We start from the raw sequence: 24,497 nt of genomic DNA, 5'->3' as shown, positions 1-24,497 counted from the left end.
TTAAACCGCCTTTTCTAACAGTGACTGAATGTCTAGAATCAAACCCGACTTTGACATTGCTGTGTACATTTCATTATCAGAATCAGATTGAGAGTGAACAAACCTCAAATCCTCACTATCAAGGGTATGCCACTGAGTCTGTTTGATTGCGGATGCCCTCTTGCCCTTACTTGGCTTAGCCTCTTTTTTAGATTTTAACAGCTCAGGATTGGCAAGTTGCTCATGTACCAATGGGAGTAAGCTTATCCATGTCAAATCAGGATGTTGATCAAATAGCTGTCGTATTACAGGAGCTAAAAGCGTTGAGTCAAACTCATCTTTTATGGCCATATATACACGTCGCTCTTCATCGGTTCTGAGCTGTTGATATGCAAACTCCTCTGGTGTCTGCTGAACAGTTGTTGCTACCTGTTTTTGCAACTCAAGTAACCGTTTATCAGTGTTGCTTAGTTTAAGGTCTGAAAACTTAATCATTTCTTCGACATCACCCGAGCGAAGAGCAGCTAGCATTGGGTGAACAGGTTTTAATTCATCCTCGTAAACCTGTTGCATTAATTTAGGTGTGATCCTTTCTACTTTTGTCGCGATTGCTCTCAGCTGACACAAGACATATAGCTTAACCACAATATCCAAGACACCTTGGCTTAGGTCATACCATAGAGAACGAATGTCATCCGACAACACCTCATCACGTTTTTGTAGCCATTGAAGAGTCCATAACTTATCCGTGAGCGCTTTCCATTCTCTTCCTTCTTCCATTGGATCCCAAAAAATCGCTCCAAGACCAGAGCCTCGCCTTGCAGATCTCATATCAGCCTCAAATATCTCGCGGGCTCGTGGTGTTCCAACCAAAATAACAGGAAGGCCAATGGTATTTACTAATGTCACAAAGAAATTAAGCATTTTCTCAGAGCCACCAGAGCGAGAACGGCTAAGGTGCTGTATTTCATCAATAATAAGAACACCAACTGCATGAGCGTTTGCAACCTGAGCCATTGCAGCTAAAAGTGTTTCAATACTCGGTCTTTTGCTCATCGAGTATTGTCTTTCGTAGTTGGATGTCCCTAATGCTCTATCCATCGCACGAAAAAAGTTCAAGCACAGCTCTTTCAGTGATCCATCATGGGAGCAGTCAATTTTTAGATAAACGACTTGCTCAAGATTTCTGTCAGGGTGGTAAATAACTTGAGGGTATAACGACAAAAGCTGCTTGATCGCCGTTGTTTTGCCATTTCCGCTACATCCAATCAATGTCATGCTTTGGGCTGTAGAACTAACTTCCGTGAACTTTATCGCCTTCAAATCACCAGATAAAACACGCTCGTAACCATTTTGTATATGTCTTGCCCAATCACCTGTTTCGGGATTTCTTCCAACATAGCCACGCCGTATCATCAATGAAAGTCGTTCATGCAACTGTATGTGCTGACTGAGGGGCTGGAAAAAATCATCAATAACACGACAGATACTATGCGCTCTTTCGATGCCATTTCGATGGATATCTTCTGCGGTACACCTTAACGAGCCCTTCAGAGCAATCGAGTCGTCTAGGAAACTATTTATCGGTGGTAATGCCTCTATCAGCGGGTTATTTCGATAAGCTGAGAGCGTAGCACTTTGATAGACGGCTACTACACGATGATCTTGGCTTTTCTTCATCAGTTATCATCCTCATCATCAAATAGCTCCGGTATGAAGTCAGGCAGTTGATAACTTTCCTCCTCTCCCTTTATTGGTATCACCGACGCGACTTCTTCTTGTTTAGTCCTGGGGGGCTGTATTGCTAACTCTTTTCTTTCTTGCTCTCGAACATTCCGTTTGTTGTCTTTAATCTCGTTTATCTTTTGTGCATTACTCAATGCACTGGTTTTACGATTCTTTGTAGCTTTCTTCAGTTTCTTTTCAAGAAGATCATCAAAATCTCGTTCTACGGGTGCAAATTCATACTTAGCTTCAGCTAAAATCTGCTTTTGAGCTGCTTGACGTTCCCATACTTGATACCAAGTTAGATCACGGAACTCTCTACTTCGACTAGAAAGATCACAAACCCAAAATGTATTTTTTCCTTCTTCAGGAAACAGATATATGTGATTAGCAGAACCAAGCTCATAGGCTGCAAATAGTTTTTTAGGTCTAGATACTTCTGAAGAACGGTGCATCCAACCGGTCTGAATAATTTCTTTTCCTGTGTAGGTTAATCCCCATAACTTTATGCCCAATTCAGACACAGTGACTTTTTGACGAGGTAACAGCAGTATTTTTGCAATATCCGTATCAATAGCTCGTAAACGCCCAGTACGATTCTGTAGGCCCCACCTCCAAAGCTCAATAGGGAGCGATGGAAGGCTTTCTGGCATATCAGGAGCACGATCGTACTTCTCTAAAGGCTTATTCAAGTTGTGAGCAAGTATTGAATATAGCAATATCTCAACAAAGTCAGATCTCGCCACAGCAGCTTCAACTCTATAATCTTTTTCACCGTGCTTCTTGACCTTGTTACCAGTTACGACACCTGGCATATAGGGCTTAAACTTAGCTTGTAACGTGCCAAATGATCTCTCAACAATGCCTTTAGCATCGCCCCTTCTAGGTGGAGCGCTTTCAAGACGAACACCAATAGCATCAACCAAATAATTTGCTTGGTGGCTCATCAATTCACCGCGATCAGCCAGCAACACATCGGGAATACCTATACATGGCCACTGTTCTTCTGAAATATCGATACCATACTTTGCGCAAGTTTCTACTTTGCTGCTAAAGCTGCATATCAGTGCTTTCATTGCAACGGGGAAAGATGGGTTATCGAAACCAATATAAAACCCTGCAACCATACGGCTAAAGACATCAATCACCATATAAATCGTCGGTCTACCGATAACCTTGTCTGCATCTGCATCATCTACTAAGTAAATATCGGCAATGGTGGCATCAATCTCATATCGACTGCCTGGGCCTAACGCTTGTTCTGTAGCTGTTCCATGGAGTGGCCTAACATCTTTATTGTAATTACCTTTAGGCGTTTGAACGGTAATCTTTTCGACCTTGTTATACTCGGTTTTGTAGAAGTATCTAAATTGGCGGAGTGTTGGGATTTCATGCTCTTCAACACCTGGGTTCTTTAACTTATATGCTTTTGAAAACTTTCTATGTGCATAAGCAACGGAGTTCCCTTTATCATTCATCAAATATTTATCACAAATAATTCGGAACTGTTTTCTGATTTCTTCAGTGACTTGTTTGCCATCACCGACACCGTAAACCCTAGACTTACCAGCTTTATTTGTTGTGAAGTTTCTTCTCTTTCCGGCAGCGCCTGAGTTTTTGTAGTCTGGTATTAGGGCATTTTTTATTTGTCCACGCTGCCAATATCTCCGAACTAAACGATAGATGGTCGATTTGGTTTTATTTGAATTGGCAACCGCATGAGTAACCCTTTTTGCTCGAACCCTTTTGTCAAATGCTCCTTCACCATCTACGATAGGCTTAATCAAATCAAAGTCGTTCTGCCTTTTCTGATATGCATTTGACTCTTTGGTCCAAGACTCTCCTTGAAGATATGAATAAGGGTCCGGAATTTTTTCTATACGCCCTTCATCAACCCAGTTACGGCATTCATCAAAATAGACTCTTTCCGGTAAACCTTTATCCTCATCAATAACAATCCAATAGAAGTAATTTGTCTCGGTAAAAAGCACGCGGTAAGCCTTACCGTCAAACGCTAGAGTTTCGTTAACTGGCCACATTACGATGCCCCCCGAACAAAGAAACGCTTCTAAACGCAATTTCTTTCGCTTTCAATCTATGAAATGGTAAACGAATATCGAACGTTATAAGCCTTGCTGCACACATTAAACGAATATCATAAAGCGACTGACCAAGATCTTGCTGGTATGCCATGTCATACTCTTTACACAGATCAACGACTTTTCTTTCTGGGTGTTGAACAAAATAAGCACTGATATGCTCAAAAGTAAGCGATAGCTCATCCGTTATTACTTCATCAAAGTACCCCTTAACCCCGTATAACCACTCAATATTCGATACGACTGTTTTGTCTATCTCTTTATCTGTTACGAGGAACCAGGGGATTCTTTTTAGCTGCCAATAACGGCGTTCTATTTCTAGCTTCTCAATAGTTCTCGGATCTTTTAAGTCTTTGGAATATTTTGCTTGAATAGCGAACTTGGGCTGATTTTTAGAAGCGGTGTTAACCAAAAAGTCAGAGGATATGACAAGATTTACCCCTCCTTGCGAAGGGTGCCAAAGTTGACCTTCCTTGGAAATATTGAGAGTGTCATCTCTGTTGAGTGGAAACTGCTCACGAATGTCTGTTACGGCAGGGTTATGGTCTAGAAGGAGAAAGACTGCGAACTCAAGGTCCGATAGTACATGATGAATCCGGCCCGTTAGGTGGGAGTAGACTCTCTGAGATCGGCCTTCCGAAGGGACCTCATTAACATACAGCCACGGCTTATAGTCAGAAAGTCTTCCTGCACCTCGACCTTCATTTATCCGCTTGATGATTTGCTTTTCAGTTAAAACGTACTTTGATTTTGCCATAACAAAAACCCGGTCAACTTTTAATCAGTTTAACCGGGTTTAAAAAGTTTTCAACTTTAATGGTACAGTTTCAAACTTTAGTGTCACAGTTTCAGACTTTAATGTCTACCGACAAGTTGCGTCTTTTCTCATTTAACATTACTCAACAGTCACGGCTTTGGCTAGATTACGAGGCTGATCAACATCAGTTCCTTTAATTAAAGCCACGTGATACGACAACAACTGCATCGGAATGGTATAAAAAATAGGTGCAATGATTTCATCCACACTCGGCATGGTCATAATTTTCATGCCGTCTGTTTCTTCAAACCCTGCTTCACTATCGGCAAAAACATACAATAAGCCGCCGCGAGCACGTACTTCTTCAATATTGGATTTGAGTTTTTCTAATAAATCATTAGTAGGTGCCACCACGATCACTGGCATCTCAGCATCAACTAATGCAAGTGGGCCATGTTTTAATTCACCCGCCGCATAAGCTTCAGCATGAATATACGAGATCTCTTTTAATTTAAGTGAAGCTTCAACTGCAATAGGGTAGAACTCACCACGACCTAAAAATAATGCGTGCTGTTTATCGCTGAATTCTTCAGCCAATAACTCAATTGGCTTATCAAGTGTTAATGCTTTCTCTATAAAGCTAGGTAATTGTAGTAGTGAATGAACGATCTTTTCTTCTTGCTCATTATCAATCGTACCTTGCTGCTTACCTAACGCCGTTACAAGCATTAATAACGCGACTAACTGTGTAGTAAACGCTTTAGTTGATGCAACCCCAATTTCAGCACCCGCGCGGGTCATAAAAGCTAAATCTGATTCACGTACCAAAGATGAACCAGCAACATTACAAATTGTCATCGCAGCCATATAGCCTTTTTCTTTTGCTAAACGCAGCGCTGCTAAGGTATCTGCCGTTTCACCTGATTGAGAGAGGGTGATCAATAAGCTATTTGGTCGGGTAACAAATTTGCGGTAGCGAAACTCAGAGGCGATTTCAACATCACAGCTAATTCCAGCAATAGATTCAAACCAGTAACGTGCTACCATGCCTGCATTATAGGAGGTCCCACAAGCAATAATTTGAATATGCTCAACATGATCAAAGATCGTTTTCGCCTCATTACCAAAACTTTCCAAGATCACACTATTATTGCGGATCCTACCTTCCATAGTATTAATCAAAGCACTTGGCTGCTCAAAGATCTCTTTTTGCATATAGTGACGATAATGACCTTTATCTGTATCATCATGTTGAATATTTGATTCGGTGACTTCACGTTCAACCAACTCACCTTGATGACTAAATACCCGAATATTACGACGGGTGACTTCGGCAACATCACCTTCCTCTAAAAACATAAAGCGACGAGTCACATTCAGCAAAGCCAATTGATCAGACGCAATAAAGTTTTCACCTACACCTAACCCGATCACCAACGGGCTACCAGAGCGCGCAACAACCAAACGTTCAGGATCACGACTATCCATCACTACGGTACCATAAGCACCTTCAAGTTGAGCAACAGCTTGCTTCACTGCTGCTAATAAAGAATCGGTAGTTCGCAGCTCCCACTCAACTAAATGTGCGATCACTTCAGTATCAGTTTGAGAATGAAAAATATAACCTCGTTGTTGTAATAGCTCACGTAATGCTTGGTGATTCTCGATAATGCCGTTGTGAACAATCGCAATATGTTCACCAGAAACATGAGGGTGGGCGTTAGCTTCTGAGGGCTCGCCATGTGTTGCCCAACGTGTATGCGCGATCCCCGTTCCGCCAATAACTTGCGTTTCATTAACGGCATCAGCTAAGGTTTGAACTTTGCCCATACGTCGTAAGCGCTGTAATTGAAATTGTTCATCAACAACCGCAAGACCTGCTGAGTCATACCCTCGATATTCTAATCGACGTAAGCCTTCTACTAAGATTTCTGCTACATCACGTTGTGCTACCGCACCTACAATCCCACACATAACTGCTATCCTTTACAACTTATTATTGTTCACTAAGGCACGAATCACTCGCACACCCTGTTGTTCTATCGCGACAGTATCAGCATCACTCATGCCATCATCGGTAATTAAAGTATCGATCCCTTGCCACGCTAACTCTAAATTCGGAATTTTTCGTCCAACCTTACAAGACTCAATCATTACCACCACTTCACGAGAGACTTCCGCCATCACTCGACTTAACCCAGTCAGCTCATTAAAGGTGGTTGTGCCACGCGTGATATCAATACCATCAGCACCAATAAATAACTGATCAAAGTCGTATGAACGCAATACGGATTCTGCAACTTTGCCTTGGAAGGATTCCGAATGCGGATCCCATGTACCGCCAGTCATTAATAAGGTCGGTTCATTCTCAAGCGCATTCAGTACATTCGCGACTTGCAAGGAATTAGTCATTACGACTAAGCCTTGCTTGGTACTGAGTAGGTTAATTAATGCAGCAGTTGTACTGCCACAATCAACGATAATGCGATTGTGATCGCGGATCTGATCAGCTGCAGCAATCGCAATCGCTAACTTTCGTTCTGAAACCTTTTCTTCTAAGTCAGTTGCAACTATTTCACTCGGCATAGCAATAGCGCCACCATATCTGCGCAGTAATAAACCAGAACTTTCTAACGCTGCGAGATCTTTACGAATTGTGACCTCAGAGGTCGAGAAGTGATTAGCAAGTGTATCCACACTAACTTCGCCTTCAATACCAACCATAGCAGCAATAGCATGGCGTCGTTGTTGCGTATTACGTTTAGACATAAGTTTTGAAATGACAGATTAAGTTTCGATTTGAAACTTATTATAGCGTTTTAAAAATTAATCGATCAATAACAAATATGCAGATTCGGTATAATTTTTATCTCGAAATAACTACTGGAATGGAAAAAGCTAGAGGAATATCGCGGTGGGGTTAGAAGATGAAAAATAAAAAAGCAGGAGAAAATCCTGCTTTAAAAATGATAACGTAATTGAAAATTACTTCTTGGTTGGGCGTTTCCAGCCTTGGATCGTTCGTGCGGGTGCGCGAGTGATCACTAACTCACCTTCACCGACATTACGATTTATCGTTGCACCAGCACCAATGGTTGCACCACTTGCTACTTTAACAGGAGCGATAAGTTGAGTATCAGAGCCAACAAACACATCATCGCCAATTTCAGTTTTAAATTTGTTCGCGCCATCGTAGTTACAAGTAATAGTACCTGCACCGATATTGACGTTAGCACCAATCTCAGCATCACCAAGGTAAGTCAAATGACCCGCTTTAGAGCCTTCACCTAAACGCGTTTGCTTGATTTCAACAAAGTTACCCACATGCGCTTGAGTTTGAAGCTCCGTACCTGGACGTAAACGAGCAAATGGACCGACCGTACAAGCTTCACCAACCGTAGCGCCATCAATCACACTGTATGGACTGATAATAGAATTATCATCAATCTCACAGTCTTTAAGCACACAACCTGCACCAATCACGACGTTATCACCAATGCTCACGCTACCTTCAATCACCACGTTAACATCAATTTCAACATCGGTGCCACACTGTAGTGAACCACGTAAATCGAAGCGAGCAGGATCGCGCAGCATTACGCCTTGCTCTAATAAACGCTCCGCCTGCATAGCTTGGAATGCACGCTCCAGACGAGCAAGTTGAATACGGTTATTCACCCCTTCAACTTCAATTGGACTAACCGGGTGCACCGCTTCAACCGCACGGCCCTCATCATGGGCAATCTCAATAATATCAGTCAGGTAATATTCACCTTGCGCATTATCGTTTTTAAGCGACGCTAGCCAACGCTTAAGATCGCCACCATTAGCAACCATTACACCAGTGTTAATTTCTTTAATGAGCTTTTGCTCTTCAGTGGCATCTTTTTGCTCTACGATCGCAACAACGGGCCCATTACGACGTACAATACGACCGTAACCACTTGGGTCATCAAGAACAACAGTCAGTAGGGCAATGCCACCATCAGGCTGAGCATCAAGCAGATTTTCTAATGTTTGCGCACTTATCAGTGGCACATCACCGTATAAAATCAATGCTTTTTCATCATCAGCAAGGTTCGGAGTCGCTTGATTAACCGCGTGTCCAGTTCCTAATTGCTCGGCTTGTAGTACCCAGTTGACTGATTCTTGAGCCAATACTTGTTGCATGGTGTCACCACCATGGCCATAAACTAAATTAATATTTTTCGCACCAAGATCATTACATGTGTCGATCACATGTTTGACCATCGGCTTACCTGCTAAAGTATGAAGCACTTTTGGCAAGTTTGAATACATGCGGGTGCCTTTTCCCGCAGCTAAAATCACAGCACTGAAGCTCATGATGGGATGTCCCTCTTGATGCATAAATTTGTTATTTGATTGGTATTGTACCGTCAAGTTTTACTGGATTTAAGCATAATTATTTAATTCTCACCAAGAAATAACAGGTATACCTCGCAAAAGTATTAAGAGAAAATCATGTTGTAAAAATAAATATCCCCTAACAACATCAATCAGTAAAATTTTTAGCAATAAAAAAGCGACCTTAATGGTCGCTTTTTATATTTCTTTAACGTCAGACTAGCGTGCGCGTTTAGTTAGTTCAATCACTCGAAGCTGAGCAATAGCTTTCGCTAAATCACTGGCTGCCTGTGCGAAGTCAATATCGCCATGCTGATTATGGATACGCTCCTCAGCTTGACGTTTAGCTTCTTCTGCTTTCGCGGCGTCTAAATCAACACCACGAATAGCTGTATCGGCTAATACCGTCACTGCAGAAGGCTGAACTTCAAGCATACCGCCAGAAAGATAAATTACATCTTCCTCACCACCTTGCTTGGTAATGCGTACCATGCCAGGAGTGATAGCTGTGAGTAGTGGCGTGTGACCGGCATGAATACCTAGCTCACCTTCACTACCCGTAACCTGAATGTTTTCAGCACGACCAGAGAACAGACGTTTCTCAGCACTGACTACTTCCAAATGGAAAGTTATCGCTGCCATGTCGCCTCCTAATTAGCTTACAGCTTCTTCGCGTTTTCTAATACGTCTTCAACCGCACCACAGTACATAAATGCCTGCTCAGGGATATCGTCGTATTCACCCGCTAATAAGCCTTTGAAGCTACGTAGTGTGTCTTTCAACGTTACGTAGATACCTGGGTCACCAGTAAAGACTTCTGCTACGTGGTAAGGTTGAGTTAGGAAACGTTCAATCTTACGTGCACGTGATACAGCTTGCTTATCTTCTTCAGATAGCTCATCCATACCAAGAATAGCGATGATGTCTTTTAGTTCTTTATAACGTTGAAGTAGACTCTGAACGCCACGTGCAATGTCGTAGTGCTCTTGACCTACTACCAATGGATCAAGCATACGTGATGTTGAATCCAATGGGTCGATCGCAGGGTATAGACCTAGCGATGCGATCTGACGCGAAAGTACAACCGTTGCATCTAAGTGAGCAAAGGTTGTTGCTGGTGATGGGTCAGTCAAGTCATCGGCAGGTACGTATACCGCCTGAACAGACGTGATAGAGCCAGACTTCGTTGACGTGATACGTTCCTGAAGGACACCCATTTCTTCTGCAAGCGTAGGCTGGTAACCTACCGCAGAAGGCATACGACCAAGCAGTGCTGATACTTCAGTACCTGCAAGGGTATAACGGTAGATGTTATCGATAAATAACAGTACGTCACGACCTTCGTCACGGAAGCGCTCAGCCATTGTAAGGCCAGTTAGAGCAACACGTAGACGGTTACCTGGTGGCTCGTTCATCTGGCCGTAAACCATTGCTACTTTAGACTCTTCAGGATTTTCGATGTTAACAACACCTGCTTCCTGCATCTCGTAGTAGAAATCGTTACCTTCACGAGTACGCTCACCAACACCTGCAAACACAGATAAACCTGAGTGTTTTAGGGCGATGTTGTTGATAAGTTCCATCATGTTAACGGTTTTACCAACACCAGCACCACCAAACAGACCGATCTTACCACCCTTAGCGAATGGACAGATTAGGTCGATAACCTTAACACCTGTTTCTAGGAGTTCAGTTACATTTGACTGATCTTCATAGCTTGGTGCTTCACGGTGAATAGCATAACGCTCTTGCTCACCGATCTCACCACACTCATCAATAGGTTGACCAAGAACGTTCATGATACGTCCTAGAGTCGCTGTACCTACTGGTACTTCAATTGGGCGGCCTGTATTCTCAACAGACAAACCACGACGTAAGCCATCAGAAGTACCCATAGCGATACCACGAACAACGCCACCACCAAGTTGCTGCTGAACTTCCAGTACTAATGTACCGTTCTCTTTCACATCAACATGAAGGGCATCGTATACCTGTGGTACAGAGTCCTGTGGAAACTCTACGTCGACTACCGCACCGATGATCTGTACGATCTTACCTGTAGCCATCGTTAATCCTCTAAACTTATTAATTCTTTGCCTTAAACAGCAGATGCGCCAGAAACGATTTCTGACAGTTCTTGCGTGATCGCAGCCTGACGGGCTTTGTTGTACACAAGTTGCAGTTCATCAATCAGATCCCCTGCATTATCTGTTGCAGCTTTCATCGCTACCATTCGTGCCGCTTGCTCACTTGCAAGGTTCTCAACCACACCTTGGTATACTTGTGATTCGGCATAGCGAACCAGTAGAGTATCTAGTAGTGGTTTAGGCTCAGGCTCATAAATATAATCCCAAGAATGGTTGCGCTGCATTTCTTCGTCTTCTGACTTAGGCAAAGGCAACAATTGATCAATCACTGGTTGCTGTACCATGGTATTTACAAACTGGTTGTAAACCACATACAGACGATCCAGTTGGCCTTCATCATATTTCTTCAGCATTACGCCAACAGTACCGATCAGCTCATCAACACTTGGTGTGTCACCAAGGCCTGATACTTGAGCTGCTACGTTACCGCCGTAGCTATTAAAAAATGCCGTTGCTTTAGCGCCAATTAGCGCTAAATCAACGTCGGCACCTTTATCTGACCATGTTTGAATATCGGTGATCGCTTTTTTGAACAAGTTAATGTTCAAGCCACCACACAAACCACGGTCAGTTGAAACAATGATGTAACCAACGCGCTTGGCTTCACGCTCTTCAAGATAAGGATGCTTATACTCGAGGCTACCAAGGGCGATATGACCGATCACTTTGCGCATAGTTTGTGCGTATGGACGTGATGACTCCATTGCTTCCTGCGTTTTACGCATTTTAGAAGCAGCCACCATTTCCATCGCTTTAGTGATCTTCTGAGTGTTTTTAACACTACCGATCTTGTTACGAATCTCTTTTGCGCCGGCCATCGTTACTCTCCGTTAGAAGGTGATCGCAAGCGATCACCAACCAATTACCAAGTCTGGGTAGCTTTAAAATCTTCTAGCAGTTTTGCAAGCTGCGCAGCGATTTCATCGTTGTAAGCACCCGTTTCATCTATCTGAGCTACAAGCTCAGCAAACTGACCTTTCGCGTAAGAAAGCAACGCAGCTTCAAAATCAGCTAACTTAACGATTTCAACATCGTTTAGGTAACCTTTTTCAGCGGCAAAGATAACAATCGCTTGCTCAAATACAGACATTGGCGCGTATTGTTTCTGCTTCATCAGTTCAGTTACTTTCTGACCATGATCAAGCTGCTTCTTCGTTGCGTCATCAAGGTCAGACGAGAACTGTGCAAACGCTGCAAGTTCACGGTACTGTGCAAGTGCGGTACGAATACCACCCGACAGTTTCTTGATGATCTTAGTTTGGGCAGCACCACCTACACGCGATACAGAGATACCTGGGTCAACAGCAGGACGAATACCAGCATTGAATAGCTCTGTTTGTAGGAAGATCTGACCATCGGTGATAGAGATAACGTTAGTCGGTACGAATGCCGATACGTCACCCGCTTGGGTTTCGATAATCGGTAGTGCCGTTAGCGATCCTGTTTGACCTTTCACTTCACCATTAGTGAATTTCTCAACGTAGTGCTCGCTTACACGAGAAGCACGCTCTAGAAGACGTGAGTGAAGGTAGAAAACATCACCAGGGAATGCTTCACGGCCAGGTGGACGCTTAAGCAATAGTGAGATTTGACGGTAAGCAACAGCCTGCTTAGACAGGTCATCGTATACGATCAGTGCATCTTCGCCGCGGTCACGGAAGTATTCGCCCATCGCACAACCAGAGTATGGTGCGAGGTATTGTAGCGCAGCAGCTTCTGATGCTGATGCTACAACTACGATAGTGTTTTCCAGTGCGCCGTGCTCTTCAAGCTTACGAACTACGTTAGCGATCGTTGAAGCTTTCTGGCCAATAGCCACATACACAGAGTAGATACCAGAGTTTTTCTGGTTGATGATGGCATCGATAGCCATCGCTGTTTTACCAGTCTGACGGTCACCGATGATAAGCTCACGCTGACCACGGCCGATAGGGATCATTGAGTCAACTGCTTTGTAACCAGTTTGTACTGGTTGATCAACAGATTTACGATCGATTACACCCGGTGCAATTACTTCAACAGGAGAGAATGTCTCTGTTTCAATTGGACCTTTACCATCGATAGGCTGACCTAGTGTGTTCACAACACGACCAAGTAGCGCAGGACCTACAGGTACTTCAAGAATACGACCAGTACCGGTTACCTTCATGCCTTCCTGTAGAGAAGCATAAGGGCCCATTACAACTGCACCTACCGAGTCACGCTCAAGGTTAAGTGCTAGTGCGAATAGTCCGCCTGGTAGTTCAATCATTTCACCTTGCATTACGTCAGCAAGGCCATGGATACGAATAATACCGTCGCTTACAGAAACGATAGTACCTTCGTTACGCGCTTCACTTACAACGTTGAAGTTTTCAATACGTTGTTTGATCAGTGCGCTAATTTCCGTGGAATTAAGTTGCATGCTCCAATTCCCCAAATCAAGACTGCAAAGTATCGCTCAGACGGTTCAATTTGCCCCGTACAGAGTTATCGATAACAAGGTCTCCAGCTCTAATTACAACCCCGGCAATCAGGGTCTCGTCTACACTGCAAGTCAGCATCACTTTACGATCTAAACGCTGCTTAAGTTTCTCGCTGATGGCATCTAATTGCACCTTATCTAAAGCAGTAGCAGAAATCACTGTTGCTTCAATCGTGTGCTCATGTTCATTTTTCATAATCATGAATTCAATACAGACATCAGGTAGCGCCTTAAGGCGTCCATTTTCAGCCATCACCTTAAGAAGGTTTTGACCGAATTCATCGAGTTGCTCACCACATACTGAAACAAAAATTTCAGTTAGCTTATCCGCAGCAAATCCGCTATCCAGTACATCCTGCATAGTGTCATTTTTTGCTACTTCACTAGCAAAGTTCAGCATTTCTGCCCACTGCGCTAGTTGGTTCGTCTCGACCGCAAAGTCAAAAGCTGCTTTAGCGTAGGGGCGTGCGATTGTAGTCATTTGTGACATATGCTTGCCCCTTTAATTACAGTTCTGCAGTGACTTTGTTAAGAATATCGGTTTGAGCATCCACATCAATGGAGCGCTCAATGATCTTCTCAGCACCAATCACAGCTAGAGTTGCAACTTGTTTTCTTAACTCATCACGAGCACGATTACGTTCCGCTTCAATTTCAGCCATACCTTGCGAAAGGATTTTCTCACGCTCAGTTTGTGCTTCCGTTTTCGCTTCATCGATAATTTGAGCTTTACGCTTGTTTGCTTGCTCGATCAATTCGCTTGCAGCGCGTTTCGCTTCTTTTAGTTGATCAGAAGCATTCGCTTGTGCAAGGTCAAGGTCTTTAGCTGCGCGATCTGCGGCAGCCAAGCCGTCAGCAATTTTTTTCTGACGTTCTTCAATCGCTTCCATAATCGGTGGCCATACATATTTCATGCAGAACATCACGAAGAAGAAAAAAGCGATAGCTTGACCCAGCAAAGTTGCATTCATATTCACAACGCATCTCCTTTAAAAGGGTTGCTAGAGTCCATTTGCTACTTAATGTCAGCTTGAAACAAGCTGACATTACGATTTATTAACCAGCTAGCTGACCAACAAATGGGTTTGCGAATGTGAATAGCAGCGCGATTACGATACCGATCATTGGTACCGCATCAAGTAGACCAGCGATGATGAACATCTTAACTTGAAGCATTGGAGCCATTTCAGGTTGACGTGCAGCACCTTCAAGGAACTTACCACCTAGAAGTGCGAAGCCGATCGCTGTACCAAGGGAAGCAAGACCTACAATAATGCCCACGGCAATTGCAGAAAAGCTTAGTAAAGTTTCCATCACTATCTCCAGTTTATAGTTGTCGGCTAAAGTGCCAAAATAATAAAAATGTTACAAATAATCGTTAATGATTGTCTTCATGTGCCTGAGATAGGTACACGATAGTTAACATCATGAATACGAATGCTTGAATTGTAATGACTAGGATGTGGAAAATTGCCCACGGTACCGAGCCTAGCCATTGAGCCCACCACGGCATTAACGCCGCGATTAGGATAAACACCACCTCACCTGCAAACATGTTACCGAATAGACGCATACCTAGTGAGATAGGCTTCGCTAGTAGCGATACCACTTCAAGAAGTAGGTTAAACGGAATCATGATCGGATGATTGAACGGGTGAAGAGCCAGTTCTTTCGCAAAACCGCCAAGACCTTTCACTTTAATGCTGTAGTAAATCATTAATGCGAATACGCCCAGCGCCATTGCCATGGTGATGTTAACGTCAGCACTTGGTACCACTTTCATATAAGGGATACCCACGCTTTGTGCGGCATACGGAATGAAATCAATTGGCACAAGGTCCATGATATTCATCAGTAAAATCCAGCAGAAAATAGTTAGTGCTAATGGAGCTACAAGTGGATTGCGTCCATGGAAAGTATCTTTTACGTTGGTATCAACGAATTCAACCACCATTTCAACAAAACATTGAACTTTACTTGGAACTCCTGATGATGCCTTTTTCGCTACTGAACGAAATAGCCATAGAAAAGCTAAACCGGTCAAAACAGAGAATATAAGGCTATCTATGTTTACCGCCCAGAAGCTACCTTCACTCGCCAAGCCCAATTTATCAGTCGATAAGTTGGTCAAGTGGTGAGTGATATAACTTGCAGACGTTAGCGCTTCACCTGGCGCAGCCATAACTCATCCTATTTGTTGTTGTTAATGAATAAAACCGGTCCAAAAATATTAATACCAAGGGCCAGCAAATAGGTTAGTTTGAGGGGAACAAGTTCCACTCCCATATACAGGTAAGCAATGGCAAAAAGGATGACTGTGATTAGAATTTTAAGCACTTCTCCGCCATAAAATGACGCCATGACTAGCCGTGCATTCCTCGCACCGCTAAACATGAAGGCAAATATTGCAAAGACGGTATTGGCTATCACAAAGATACCGCCACCAATTAATGCAGAGATCCCCCAGTCAACATTGACAGCAAAAACTGCCGTTAATGCCGTTGCTATCACGACGCCAGATTGTAGTAACAACAACCGTTTTGCCAATTGGCGTCCCGGTTTAGCTAGCGTCGATACCATGTATTCGTTCCTCGAGTCCATTCCTTTACACGATCCGTGCTTGGGAAAACAGCGAAAATTATACGGCTCATAAAATTGATTGCAATCAAATAAAAGTAAAAAAGTCTGCAGATTTTACAACACTCTAACTTGATCACTCAGATATTGTATTTTTTCATCGTTTACATCGTTAGAATCACAGTTTTTGCTCCAACATTTGGAGTATTTGATCTAACTTATCTTGCTGTTCGAAACTTATAACAATTTTTCCTTTGCCACTTTTAGTTTGATTAATCGCCACTTTAGTGCCCAATTGCTCAGTAAGCCTATTTTGTAGCTGAGTAACTTGCTCACTTTGTGGTGCAGGCTTTTTAGGTTCTGTTGGATTTAAGAGTGTTTTAACCAGTTTTTCAGCTTCGCGTACAGTTAACAAATTAGTGATAATTTTTTGTGCTGCAGCTAACTGTTGCGATTCATCCAAGGATAATAAAGCCCTTGCATGACCCATTTCGAGCTTTTTTTGTTCAACTAATTGTTTAATCGGATCGCTTAACTGGTTTAATCGCAATAAGTTAGAGACTGCAGCACGTGATTTACCCACAGCTTCAGCAATTTGCTGATGAGTGAGCGAAAACTCTTGCTGTAATCGTGCTAAAGCAACCGCCTCTTCTATTACATTGAGATCTTCACGTTGAATATTTTCAATCAATGCAATGGCAATTGTCGCGCGATCATCAACGCTTTTAATCAAACAAGGCACCGTCGTTAATCCTGCGATTTTAGCTGCTTGCCAACGACGCTCACCGGCAATAATTTCAAAACTTTTATCGGCTAAACGACGAACAACAATAGGTTGGATGATCCCTTGGGCTAGAATCGATTCTGCAAGCTCCGCAAGAGTATCATCAGTCATCGATTTGCGCGGCTGGAACTGACCCGATTGCAGCAGTTCGATCTCAAGTTCACGTAATTCACTGTCGATGTTTGAAGTCGAAAGTGATGTTTGTTGTTGGGTTTGTTGCTTGGCTTGTGCAACAGCACTGGTAGAAAGCAAAGCATCAAGACCTTTGCCTAGACCACGTTTATTAAAATTCATGAAAAGCCTTATGTGTCCTCAGAAGTCACCGTTTGTAATGCTAATTCATCACGACGGATCATTTCACCCGCCAGCGCTAAATAGGCTTTCGCACCACTAGAATACTTATCGTAATACATCGCAGGACGACCATGGCTTGGCGCTTCTGCTAAACGGACATTACGTGGAATAACTGTACGATACACTTTGTCGCCAAAGTGTTTTTTCAGCTGTTGAGAGACTTCGTTAGCTAATCTGTTGCGAGGATCGAACATGGTGCGCAGTAAACCCTCAATTTTCAGTTCACTATTCACCACCGCAGTTAACTTGCTAATGGTGTCCATTAATGCCGTTAAGCCTTCAAGAGCAAAATACTCACACTGCATCGGAACTAATACGGAATCAGCTGCTGTCATCGCATTAATGGTGAGTAAGTTTAGCGAAGGGGGACAATCGATAAAAATATAGTCGTAGTCATCACGAACCTTTGCAAGTGCAGTACGTAGACGTACTTCACGTGCAAACACTTCCATTAATTTTATTTCAGCAGCGGTTACGTCACCATTGGCGGCTATCAAATGATAGTCCCCCGTCGTTTCTTTTATAACAACGTCATTAAATGGCGTCTCCTCGACCAAAAGATCATAAGCGGTGGCATCAACTTGGTATTTATCAACCCCACTGGCCATGGTTGCATTACCTTGCGGATCAAGATCAACCACTAACACTTTACGTTGGGTTGCTGCCAAGGATGCTGCTAAATTTACACAGGTGGTGGTTTTACCCACACCACCTTTCTGATTTGCTACCGCTATGATTCTTCCCACAAGAAAACCTCAACAATTAATCCTTTGCCGTCAAGACTACTAAATGACGCTCACCTTCTAAATCAGGAACCTGTAAAGATTTCACTTCTATAACTGAGCACCATTCTGGCAGATCTACCGCTTCTTGCTCGTTATATTGGCCTTTCAATGCGAGGAACTGACCACCTGATTTTGGTAGATGGTGACACCAGTTAACCATATCAGCCATTGAAGCAAACGCACGACTTAACACTGCATCAAAGCCATCCCCAGCTTCAAATTCTTCAACGCGACTTTGTACCGGTGTCACATTGGTAATTTTTAGCTCATGGATCACTTGGCGAATAAAACGTATGCGTTTACCTAAGCTATCTAACAAGGTAAATGATTTATCAGGGCACATGATAGCCAACGGAATACCTGGCAGTCCCGGTCCCGTACCAACATCAATATAACTATCGCCATCTAAATACTGGCTGACGACAATACTATCCATAATATGTTTAACTAACATTTCGTTAGGATCACGGACTGAAGTCAAATTATACGCTTTATTCCACTTGTGCAGCAGTTCTACATAACCGATCAACTGGTCAAGTTGCTGTTCTGTGACCTGTAGTTCAGTTTGGGCGATAAGTTGTACCAATCGTTGTTTCATTGTTTAGTCCTTATTCGCCTTTTTTTAATAAGCCGTGTTTTTTCAAGTAAACCAATAACAGTGAAATCGCTGCGGGGGTAATACCAGAGATTCGTGATGCCATGCCTATAGATTCTGGTTTTGCATCATTGAGCTTTGCGACCACTTCATTAGATAACCCTTTTACATTGCTGTAATCAATATCAAATGGCAGTTTAGTGGTTTCATGACGTAATGATTTTTCAACTTCATCACGCTGGCGATCAATATAACCTTGGTATTTCACCTGGATCTCAACTTGCTCACGCGCTTCTCTATCATCAAGCGCAGGCGCAAATGTTTCGATGCTTGTCAGTTGCTCATAAGTCACTTCAGGACGACGAAGAAGATCTTCACCACTGGCTTCACGAGCGATCGGTGCTTTAAGAATTTTGTTTAATTCATCAACATGATCCGACTTCGGATTGATCCAAATATCTTTCAAACGTTGACGTTCAAGTTCCATGTTTTCAATTTTTTGATTGAAACGAGACCAGCGAGCATCATCAACTAAGCCAAACTCACGACCCATTGGGGTTAAGCGTAAATCAGCATTGTCTTCACGAAGCAATAAGCGGTATTCCGCACGAGAAGTAAACATACGGTATGGTTCTTTAGTACCAATCGTAGATAAGTCATCAATCAATACGCCCATGTACGCTTGATCACGACGTGGACTCCAGCCGTCTTTATCCTGAACTTGAAGCGCTGCGTTCATACCCGCCATTAGGCCTTGTGCTGCCGCTTCTTCGTAACCTGTCGTACCGTTAATTTGTCCAGCAAAAAACAAACCATCGATATATTTGTTTTCGAAGGTTTGTTTTAGATCGCGAGGGTCAAAGAAATCATATTCAATCGCATAGCCTGGACGCATAATGCTTGCGTTCTCAAAGCCTTGCATTGAACGAACAATTTGCATTTGCACATCAAACGGTAAGCTGGTGGAGATCCCGTTTGGATATAATTCATTCGTGGTTAAGCCTTCTGGCTCAATGAAGATCTGGTGGCTATTTTTATCCGCAAAACGCATCACTTTATCTTCAATTGAAGGGCAATAACGTGGACCAATACCTTCAATAACACCAGCATACATTGGGCTACGATCCAAATTATTACGAATCACTTCATGTGTGCGTTCATTGGTGTAAGTAATAAAACATGGGATTTGACGTGGATGATCCGACGACTTACCCATAAATGAAAATGTTGGAGTTGGGTTATCACCGTGTTGCTCTTCAAGCACACTAAAATCAACACTGCGCGCATCAATACGTGGCGGAGTACCCGTTTTTAAACGATCAACACGTAATGGTAATTCACGAAGACGATCCGCTAGCGCATTTGATGCTGGATCACCAGTACGACCGCCACTGTAGTTTTCCATACCAATGTGGATCTTCCCACCAAGGAAAGTACCAACAGTTAACACAACGGCTTTGGCATGGAACTTTAAGCCCATTTCCGTTACCACACCAACTGCGCGGTGATTTTCAACAATTAAATCAGTAACTGCTTGTTGGAAAATCATTAGATTTTCTTGGTTTTCTAATACGTTACGAACAGCCGCTTTATATAATACGCGATCAGCTTGGGCGCGAGTCGCACGTACTGCAGGACCTTTCGATGAGTTCAGTGTACGGAATTGAATACCACCTTTATCAATGGCTTGCGCCATTAATCCACCAAGGGCATCAACTTCTTTAACCAGGTGTCCTTTCCCGATCCCGCCAATAGCTGGGTTGCACGACATTTGGCCCAACGTATCAATATTATGGGTCAACAGTAAGGTTTTTTGTCCCATTCGGGCTGCTGCCAATGCGGCTTCTGTGCCTGCATGACCACCACCCACAACGATGACATCAAATTTTTCCTGGTAAAACATGGAACTTCCTCAGGTATTTAAATAGCCAGTGAGTTAACTCGAGCAAAGGGCGGACATTCTATCCTTTTTCTGTGCAAGAGAGAATCTTTCATCAAGATCATTTGATCTGTTTAATGATGCTCTTTAAATATATATAAGATCTTTTTAAAGAGATCTTCTATTAGATCTACTATTAAGATCGCATGATCGTGTGGATAACCGATAAATGATCATAGTGATCATGCGTTTAAGGAGGATCATTTCTTGTGCAGGAGCTTGGATCTGATCGGGGATAGGCTGGGATCAAAAAAGCCACTTATACACAGGGGGAGGAGACCATATAAGTTATTAAATGGATAACTATGGGTTGATCACCGTTTAGATCTATAGTTATCCACAGAAAAAAGATCGAAATAAGCTGGGAATTGAGTAACTATTGACTGTTTTTTAATCAGCGATCAAGTTTTTCCAGCTATTAAACCATGCTTCAGCAGGTTCTTCAGGTACTGGTGTCTCTGAAACATCAATATCAAGACGTTCACCGAGCTGGTTTGCACCTAAAGAAAGTAACAATCCTTCTATTTTCTTACCTGCCGCGCAGAAGGTATCGTAATTACTATCACCAAGCCCTATGACAGCAAATTTAACACCGCTAAGTGTGGGTTGTTGTTGAGTGAGTTGTTCTACAAATGGCAAAAAGTTATCAGGATAGTCGCCTGCACCGTGAGTTGAGCAAATGATTAGCCAGATAGTGTCTTGATCGAGCTCTGAAAACTCTGCTTGATTGATGACTTCAGCTTGGTGGCCATTATCTTCGAGCAATTCTGCTAAATGATCGGCGACATATTCTGCGCCACCTAAAGTACTACCGGTAATAAGGCTAAGTGAGCTCATAGTTATCCTTTATATAGATAGAAAAAGCTAGAACCTTTGAATTAGTAAAGATCTAGCGAGTGTTGATCGCTAATTTCGATGATTTTTATCATCAATTAGATATTCTTTGTTGTAGGTTATCGCCATTTTATTCACTTATCTATGGCTAACTGATATCCACCAGCAAATTAACTCTTAATTAAGAGGAAAATATGTGGGTACTTTATAAGAAAAAGTCGCGTTATAAAGTAGATAGAAGATCTTAGGTTAGGGATCGTGTTGTTGTGGATAATATAGCACTGATGATCTTACTCACATGATCTTGGTATTTTAACCACAGGCTTATGATCATAAAAAAAGCTGATCCTGTCGTTTTGTTATAAAAGAAAAGGATCTATTTTCTTCGTGGCGTTAGATAAAGTTTATCTGATTCCGGATGGCGATAAATAGTGATGTTATCTTGGTATAGTTGATGTAATCGAGAAGGGGTCAATACGTTATCTGGTGTATCAAAGGCAATTAATTCACCTTGCTGTAAAAGTAATAACTGATCGCAGAACTCAAGTGCAGTATTGAGGTTATGAATTGCCACTAGCGCCGTCTTTCCTTGTTGGCATTGAGCTGCGAGGATATTCATTAACTCAGATTCATGGCCGATATCTAGGCTGGCTGTGGGTTCGTCCAGTAACATACAATCAGCGTTTTGAAGTAATAGACGAGCAAAGTGTACTCGTTGTTGTTCTCCTCCCGATAGTTGGTTAAGTGGTTGATTTGATAGTTTTTCAATGTTTAAGTGATGGATAATTCTATTAAATTCTTTGTTACTTATTGGGTTGCTGTGACTATAGCGGCCGTAACCAATTACATCTTTGACTAAAAAAGCGAATGCTGGCTCTGTATGTTGGGGGAGATAACTCATGTGCTGTGCACGTTGTTGGTGACGATAACTGGAAAGTCGTTTTTCTTTGAGAAATATCTCGCCAGATGATGGCGTCAAATAGCCTGCTAAACACTTTAATAATGTACTTTTCCCTGCACCATTTGGACCAATAATCCCAACCAGTTCACCTGCGCCAATTGTGAAATTAATATCCGTTAATAACGGCTTGTTTCCTTGCTGAAAAGAAAGGTGTTTGGCTTGAATGATCGTATTCATTGGGCTATCCCTTTGTACTGACTACGGATCAATAGGGCAATAAAATAAATGCCACCAATAACGGCAGTAATGATCCCTGTTTTTAATTCATTGGGAGCGATCACGGTTCGCGCCAGAAGATCGCACAGTAATAAAAATAAGGCGCCGAAAATAGCTGAAAAAGGCAATAAACGTCGATTATCTGGCCCTAAAATAAGGCGGATTAAATGCGGTACGATTAAGCCGATAAAGCCAATTGGGCCTGCTACAGCAATAGCCATTGCGGTGAGTACGGTGGTTAATACGAGTAATGTGAATCGGCTGCGCCTAACATTAACGCCCATACCATGGGCATTTTGTTCACCTAGAGCCAGCAAATTTAACACTTGGCCGTGGCGTAACAGCACGATTGCTGTAATAACTATGATCGGCGTGGGCCATAGCAACTGTTGCCAGATGCGAGAGTCTAGTCCTCCCATCGTCCAGAAAACAAACTCGCTGATCTCATATTGTTGCGCAGTCAACAATACGCCCATGGTCAAGCCTCCTAGCAAGCTTGATACTGCGAGACCTGCCAATATAATAAATAGCCCTTGTTGTTGAGATTTAGCCGCGAGCATATACACCAATAAAGCGCTAGTAAGTGCGCCAATGGTAGTGAAAAGAGGTAGCCAACCTATAGCTGTGGCACTGATCCCTGTGACGATGGCGATAACAGCAGCAAAGCTGCTACCGGCACTGATCCCTAAAATATCAGGACTGGCCAAGGGGTTTTTAAATAATCCTTGGCTACAAGCGCCAGCAAGGGCTAATGCACCACCAGCTAATATAGCGGCACAAGCGCGAGGGAGGCGAATATGGAGCACGATAGCATTGGCGAGTGGATATTGCTCCACTGCAGCGTGGCTACCTTGGACGAGATAAGTATGTAGTAGACCTGTGATATCTGTTATTGGGATAGAGACAGAGCCTAAGCTGAGATACGCTATGACGGTAACAATAAAGATACCGCTCGTCAGTAGCCACTGATAGGGCGTTGCTAATTTATGCATGAGGTTTGCCATAAACATGATGGTTTAAATAGATAATGGCATCAACAATATATTGGCTATCCGTTGAACGTAATGCTTGAGGTAAACAGATCACTTTGTGGTGTTTAATTGCGCTTAATTGTTGCAGTGAAGGATCGTTTAATAGCTCCTGACGAAAGGCGTTACTGCTATCATTGATATCTTTACCACAGGTTCCAGGAACAATAATGACATCAGGGTTGAGGAGTAGTAACTGCTCTTTTGCCAGTGGTACTTGACCGTATTTATCCCCTTGAGTTGCTGCAATGGCATTGATTAATCCTGCCTGCTCAAAAATGGTATTAATGGTTGATTGGCGGTTGCTTGATGCGCCCCATGGGGTGTATTCAACGGCGGTAAGTCGATGTTTGGAAATGACGACGTGTTGTTTTAGTTTACGATCCATCGTATCGACTAACTGTTGAGCGCGTTGGTTTTGATTTACCAATTTACCTAACATGAGAATGTTATTTTTAATATCGGCTAATGTATATACGGTATTAAATACAAAAACATGAATACCTGCTTGACGCAGGATATTCACTTTTTGTTGGTCGCTCCAATTGGCTGCAATCAGTAAATCTGGTTGGTTGGCAATAGTACTTTCAATATTGAGATCTAGCAGTGGGATCGTTGTCGGTAATTTATTGGCGATCAAGGAATAGGTGGGATCTTTACTTAACCGACTTAAGCTGCTTATTTGATCTGGTGGCAATAGTTCAATTAATACCTGATCACTGAACATACTTTTTGATGATACGCGCAATGGCGGATGGTCGAGAGAGACCATTTTTTGGGTCGCATCCATTACTGTAAGCGGATAGGTTGTTGCTTGTTCAGCGTAACTTAGGTTGCTGGCTAGTAAAGCTGTGCACAGTGAAAAAGCATGAAAAAATTGGCGCATAA

Annotated in this window: 23 protein-coding genes; all 23 read right to left on the bottom strand. The window is 42.7% G+C overall.

Annotated elements, in window-relative coordinates:
* The gene (locus SKA34_RS21810) at positions 1 to 1,659 is read right to left on the bottom strand and encodes an AAA family ATPase (protein ID WP_006647580.1); all 1,659 of its coding nucleotides are present in this window, start codon (positions 1,657 to 1,659) and stop codon (positions 1 to 3) included.
* The gene (locus SKA34_RS21805) at positions 1,659 to 3,743 is read right to left on the bottom strand and encodes a DDE-type integrase/transposase/recombinase (protein ID WP_006647579.1); all 2,085 of its coding nucleotides are present in this window, start codon (positions 3,741 to 3,743) and stop codon (positions 1,659 to 1,661) included. The genes SKA34_RS21810 and SKA34_RS21805 overlap by 1 nt, the downstream gene beginning before the upstream one ends.
* On the bottom strand, positions 3,730 to 4,560 hold the full coding sequence (locus SKA34_RS21800) for a heteromeric transposase endonuclease subunit TnsA (RefSeq protein WP_006647578.1): 831 nt from the start codon (positions 4,558 to 4,560) through the stop codon (positions 3,730 to 3,732). Before SKA34_RS21800 ends, SKA34_RS21805 begins: the two co-directional genes overlap by 14 nt.
* A gap of 138 nt (positions 4,561 to 4,698) precedes the next feature.
* Complete coding sequence (gene glmS, locus SKA34_RS21795; RefSeq protein ID WP_006647577.1) at positions 4,699 to 6,534, bottom strand: glutamine--fructose-6-phosphate transaminase (isomerizing); 1,836 nt, start codon at positions 6,532 to 6,534, stop codon at positions 4,699 to 4,701.
* A 12-nt stretch (positions 6,535 to 6,546) separates the two neighbouring features.
* Complete coding sequence (locus SKA34_RS21790) at positions 6,547 to 7,329, bottom strand: DeoR/GlpR family DNA-binding transcription regulator (RefSeq protein ID WP_006647576.1); 783 nt, start codon at positions 7,327 to 7,329, stop codon at positions 6,547 to 6,549.
* Between the two features lie 216 nt (positions 7,330 to 7,545).
* Complete coding sequence (gene glmU, locus SKA34_RS21785) at positions 7,546 to 8,904, bottom strand: bifunctional UDP-N-acetylglucosamine diphosphorylase/glucosamine-1-phosphate N-acetyltransferase GlmU (RefSeq protein WP_006647575.1); 1,359 nt, start codon at positions 8,902 to 8,904, stop codon at positions 7,546 to 7,548.
* A 240-nt stretch (positions 8,905 to 9,144) separates the two neighbouring features.
* On the bottom strand, positions 9,145 to 9,567 hold the full coding sequence (locus SKA34_RS21780) for a F0F1 ATP synthase subunit epsilon (protein WP_005372333.1): 423 nt from the start codon (positions 9,565 to 9,567) through the stop codon (positions 9,145 to 9,147).
* 17 nt (positions 9,568 to 9,584) lie between these two features.
* Positions 9,585 to 10,991 (bottom strand): F0F1 ATP synthase subunit beta, encoded by a 1,407-nt coding sequence (atpD, locus tag SKA34_RS21775; RefSeq protein ID WP_006647574.1) that lies wholly within the window; start codon positions 10,989 to 10,991, stop codon positions 9,585 to 9,587.
* A gap of 32 nt (positions 10,992 to 11,023) precedes the next feature.
* Complete coding sequence (gene atpG / locus SKA34_RS21770; protein WP_006647573.1) at positions 11,024 to 11,890, bottom strand: F0F1 ATP synthase subunit gamma; 867 nt, start codon at positions 11,888 to 11,890, stop codon at positions 11,024 to 11,026.
* 44 nt (positions 11,891 to 11,934) lie between these two features.
* Complete coding sequence (gene atpA / locus SKA34_RS21765) at positions 11,935 to 13,476, bottom strand: F0F1 ATP synthase subunit alpha (protein WP_006647571.1); 1,542 nt, start codon at positions 13,474 to 13,476, stop codon at positions 11,935 to 11,937.
* A 16-nt stretch (positions 13,477 to 13,492) separates the two neighbouring features.
* Positions 13,493 to 14,026, bottom strand: coding sequence for a F0F1 ATP synthase subunit delta (gene atpH, locus SKA34_RS21760; protein ID WP_006647570.1), 534 nt, complete (start codon positions 14,024 to 14,026; stop codon positions 13,493 to 13,495).
* Positions 14,027 to 14,042: 16 nt separating this feature from the next.
* Positions 14,043 to 14,513 carry a F0F1 ATP synthase subunit B gene (atpF, locus tag SKA34_RS21755; RefSeq protein WP_006647569.1) on the bottom strand — a complete coding sequence of 157 codons (471 nt, stop codon included), beginning with the start codon at positions 14,511 to 14,513 and terminating at the stop codon, positions 14,043 to 14,045.
* Between the two features lie 79 nt (positions 14,514 to 14,592).
* The gene (atpE, locus tag SKA34_RS21750; RefSeq protein ID WP_005372317.1) at positions 14,593 to 14,850 is read right to left on the bottom strand and encodes a F0F1 ATP synthase subunit C; all 258 of its coding nucleotides are present in this window, start codon (positions 14,848 to 14,850) and stop codon (positions 14,593 to 14,595) included.
* A 64-nt stretch (positions 14,851 to 14,914) separates the two neighbouring features.
* Positions 14,915 to 15,718: a F0F1 ATP synthase subunit A gene (atpB, locus tag SKA34_RS21745; RefSeq protein WP_006647567.1), complete on the bottom strand. Its 804-nt coding sequence runs from the start codon at positions 15,716 to 15,718 to the stop codon at positions 14,915 to 14,917.
* 8 nt (positions 15,719 to 15,726) lie between these two features.
* On the bottom strand, positions 15,727 to 16,116 hold the full coding sequence (locus tag SKA34_RS21740; protein WP_006647566.1) for a F0F1 ATP synthase subunit I: 390 nt from the start codon (positions 16,114 to 16,116) through the stop codon (positions 15,727 to 15,729).
* A 175-nt stretch (positions 16,117 to 16,291) separates the two neighbouring features.
* Positions 16,292 to 17,191, bottom strand: a complete 900-nt coding sequence (locus tag SKA34_RS21735) for a ParB/RepB/Spo0J family partition protein (protein WP_006647565.1) — start codon at positions 17,189 to 17,191, stop codon at positions 16,292 to 16,294.
* Between the two features lie 8 nt (positions 17,192 to 17,199).
* Positions 17,200 to 17,997 (bottom strand): ParA family protein, encoded by a 798-nt coding sequence (locus SKA34_RS21730; RefSeq protein WP_006647564.1) that lies wholly within the window; start codon positions 17,995 to 17,997, stop codon positions 17,200 to 17,202.
* A 16-nt stretch (positions 17,998 to 18,013) separates the two neighbouring features.
* Positions 18,014 to 18,634, bottom strand: a complete 621-nt coding sequence (gene rsmG, locus SKA34_RS21725; protein WP_006647563.1) for a 16S rRNA (guanine(527)-N(7))-methyltransferase RsmG — start codon at positions 18,632 to 18,634, stop codon at positions 18,014 to 18,016.
* Between the two features lie 10 nt (positions 18,635 to 18,644).
* A complete protein-coding gene (mnmG, locus tag SKA34_RS21720; RefSeq protein WP_006647562.1) occupies positions 18,645 to 20,534 on the bottom strand; it encodes a tRNA uridine-5-carboxymethylaminomethyl(34) synthesis enzyme MnmG in 1,890 nt (629 codons plus the stop codon).
* 426 nt (positions 20,535 to 20,960) lie between these two features.
* Entirely contained in the window at positions 20,961 to 21,407 is a 447-nt protein-coding gene (gene mioC / locus SKA34_RS21715) for an FMN-binding protein MioC (protein WP_006647561.1), read from the bottom strand.
* Positions 21,408 to 21,780: 373 nt separating this feature from the next.
* Positions 21,781 to 22,542 carry an ABC transporter ATP-binding protein gene (locus tag SKA34_RS21710; RefSeq protein ID WP_006647560.1) on the bottom strand — a complete coding sequence of 254 codons (762 nt, stop codon included), beginning with the start codon at positions 22,540 to 22,542 and terminating at the stop codon, positions 21,781 to 21,783.
* Positions 22,539 to 23,573, bottom strand: coding sequence for an iron ABC transporter permease (locus tag SKA34_RS21705; protein WP_006647559.1), 1,035 nt, complete (start codon positions 23,571 to 23,573; stop codon positions 22,539 to 22,541). Before SKA34_RS21705 ends, SKA34_RS21710 begins: the two co-directional genes overlap by 4 nt.
* Positions 23,566 to 24,495, bottom strand: coding sequence for an ABC transporter substrate-binding protein (locus tag SKA34_RS21700; RefSeq protein ID WP_069358476.1), 930 nt, complete (start codon positions 24,493 to 24,495; stop codon positions 23,566 to 23,568). Before SKA34_RS21700 ends, SKA34_RS21705 begins: the two co-directional genes overlap by 8 nt.
* Positions 24,496 to 24,497: the final 2 nt, after the last annotated feature.

Source organism: Photobacterium sp. SKA34 (assembly GCF_000153325.1).
In the GTDB taxonomy this organism is placed as follows: domain Bacteria; phylum Pseudomonadota; class Gammaproteobacteria; order Enterobacterales; family Vibrionaceae; genus Photobacterium.
This window is presented reverse-complemented; position numbering and strand designations above follow the sequence as displayed.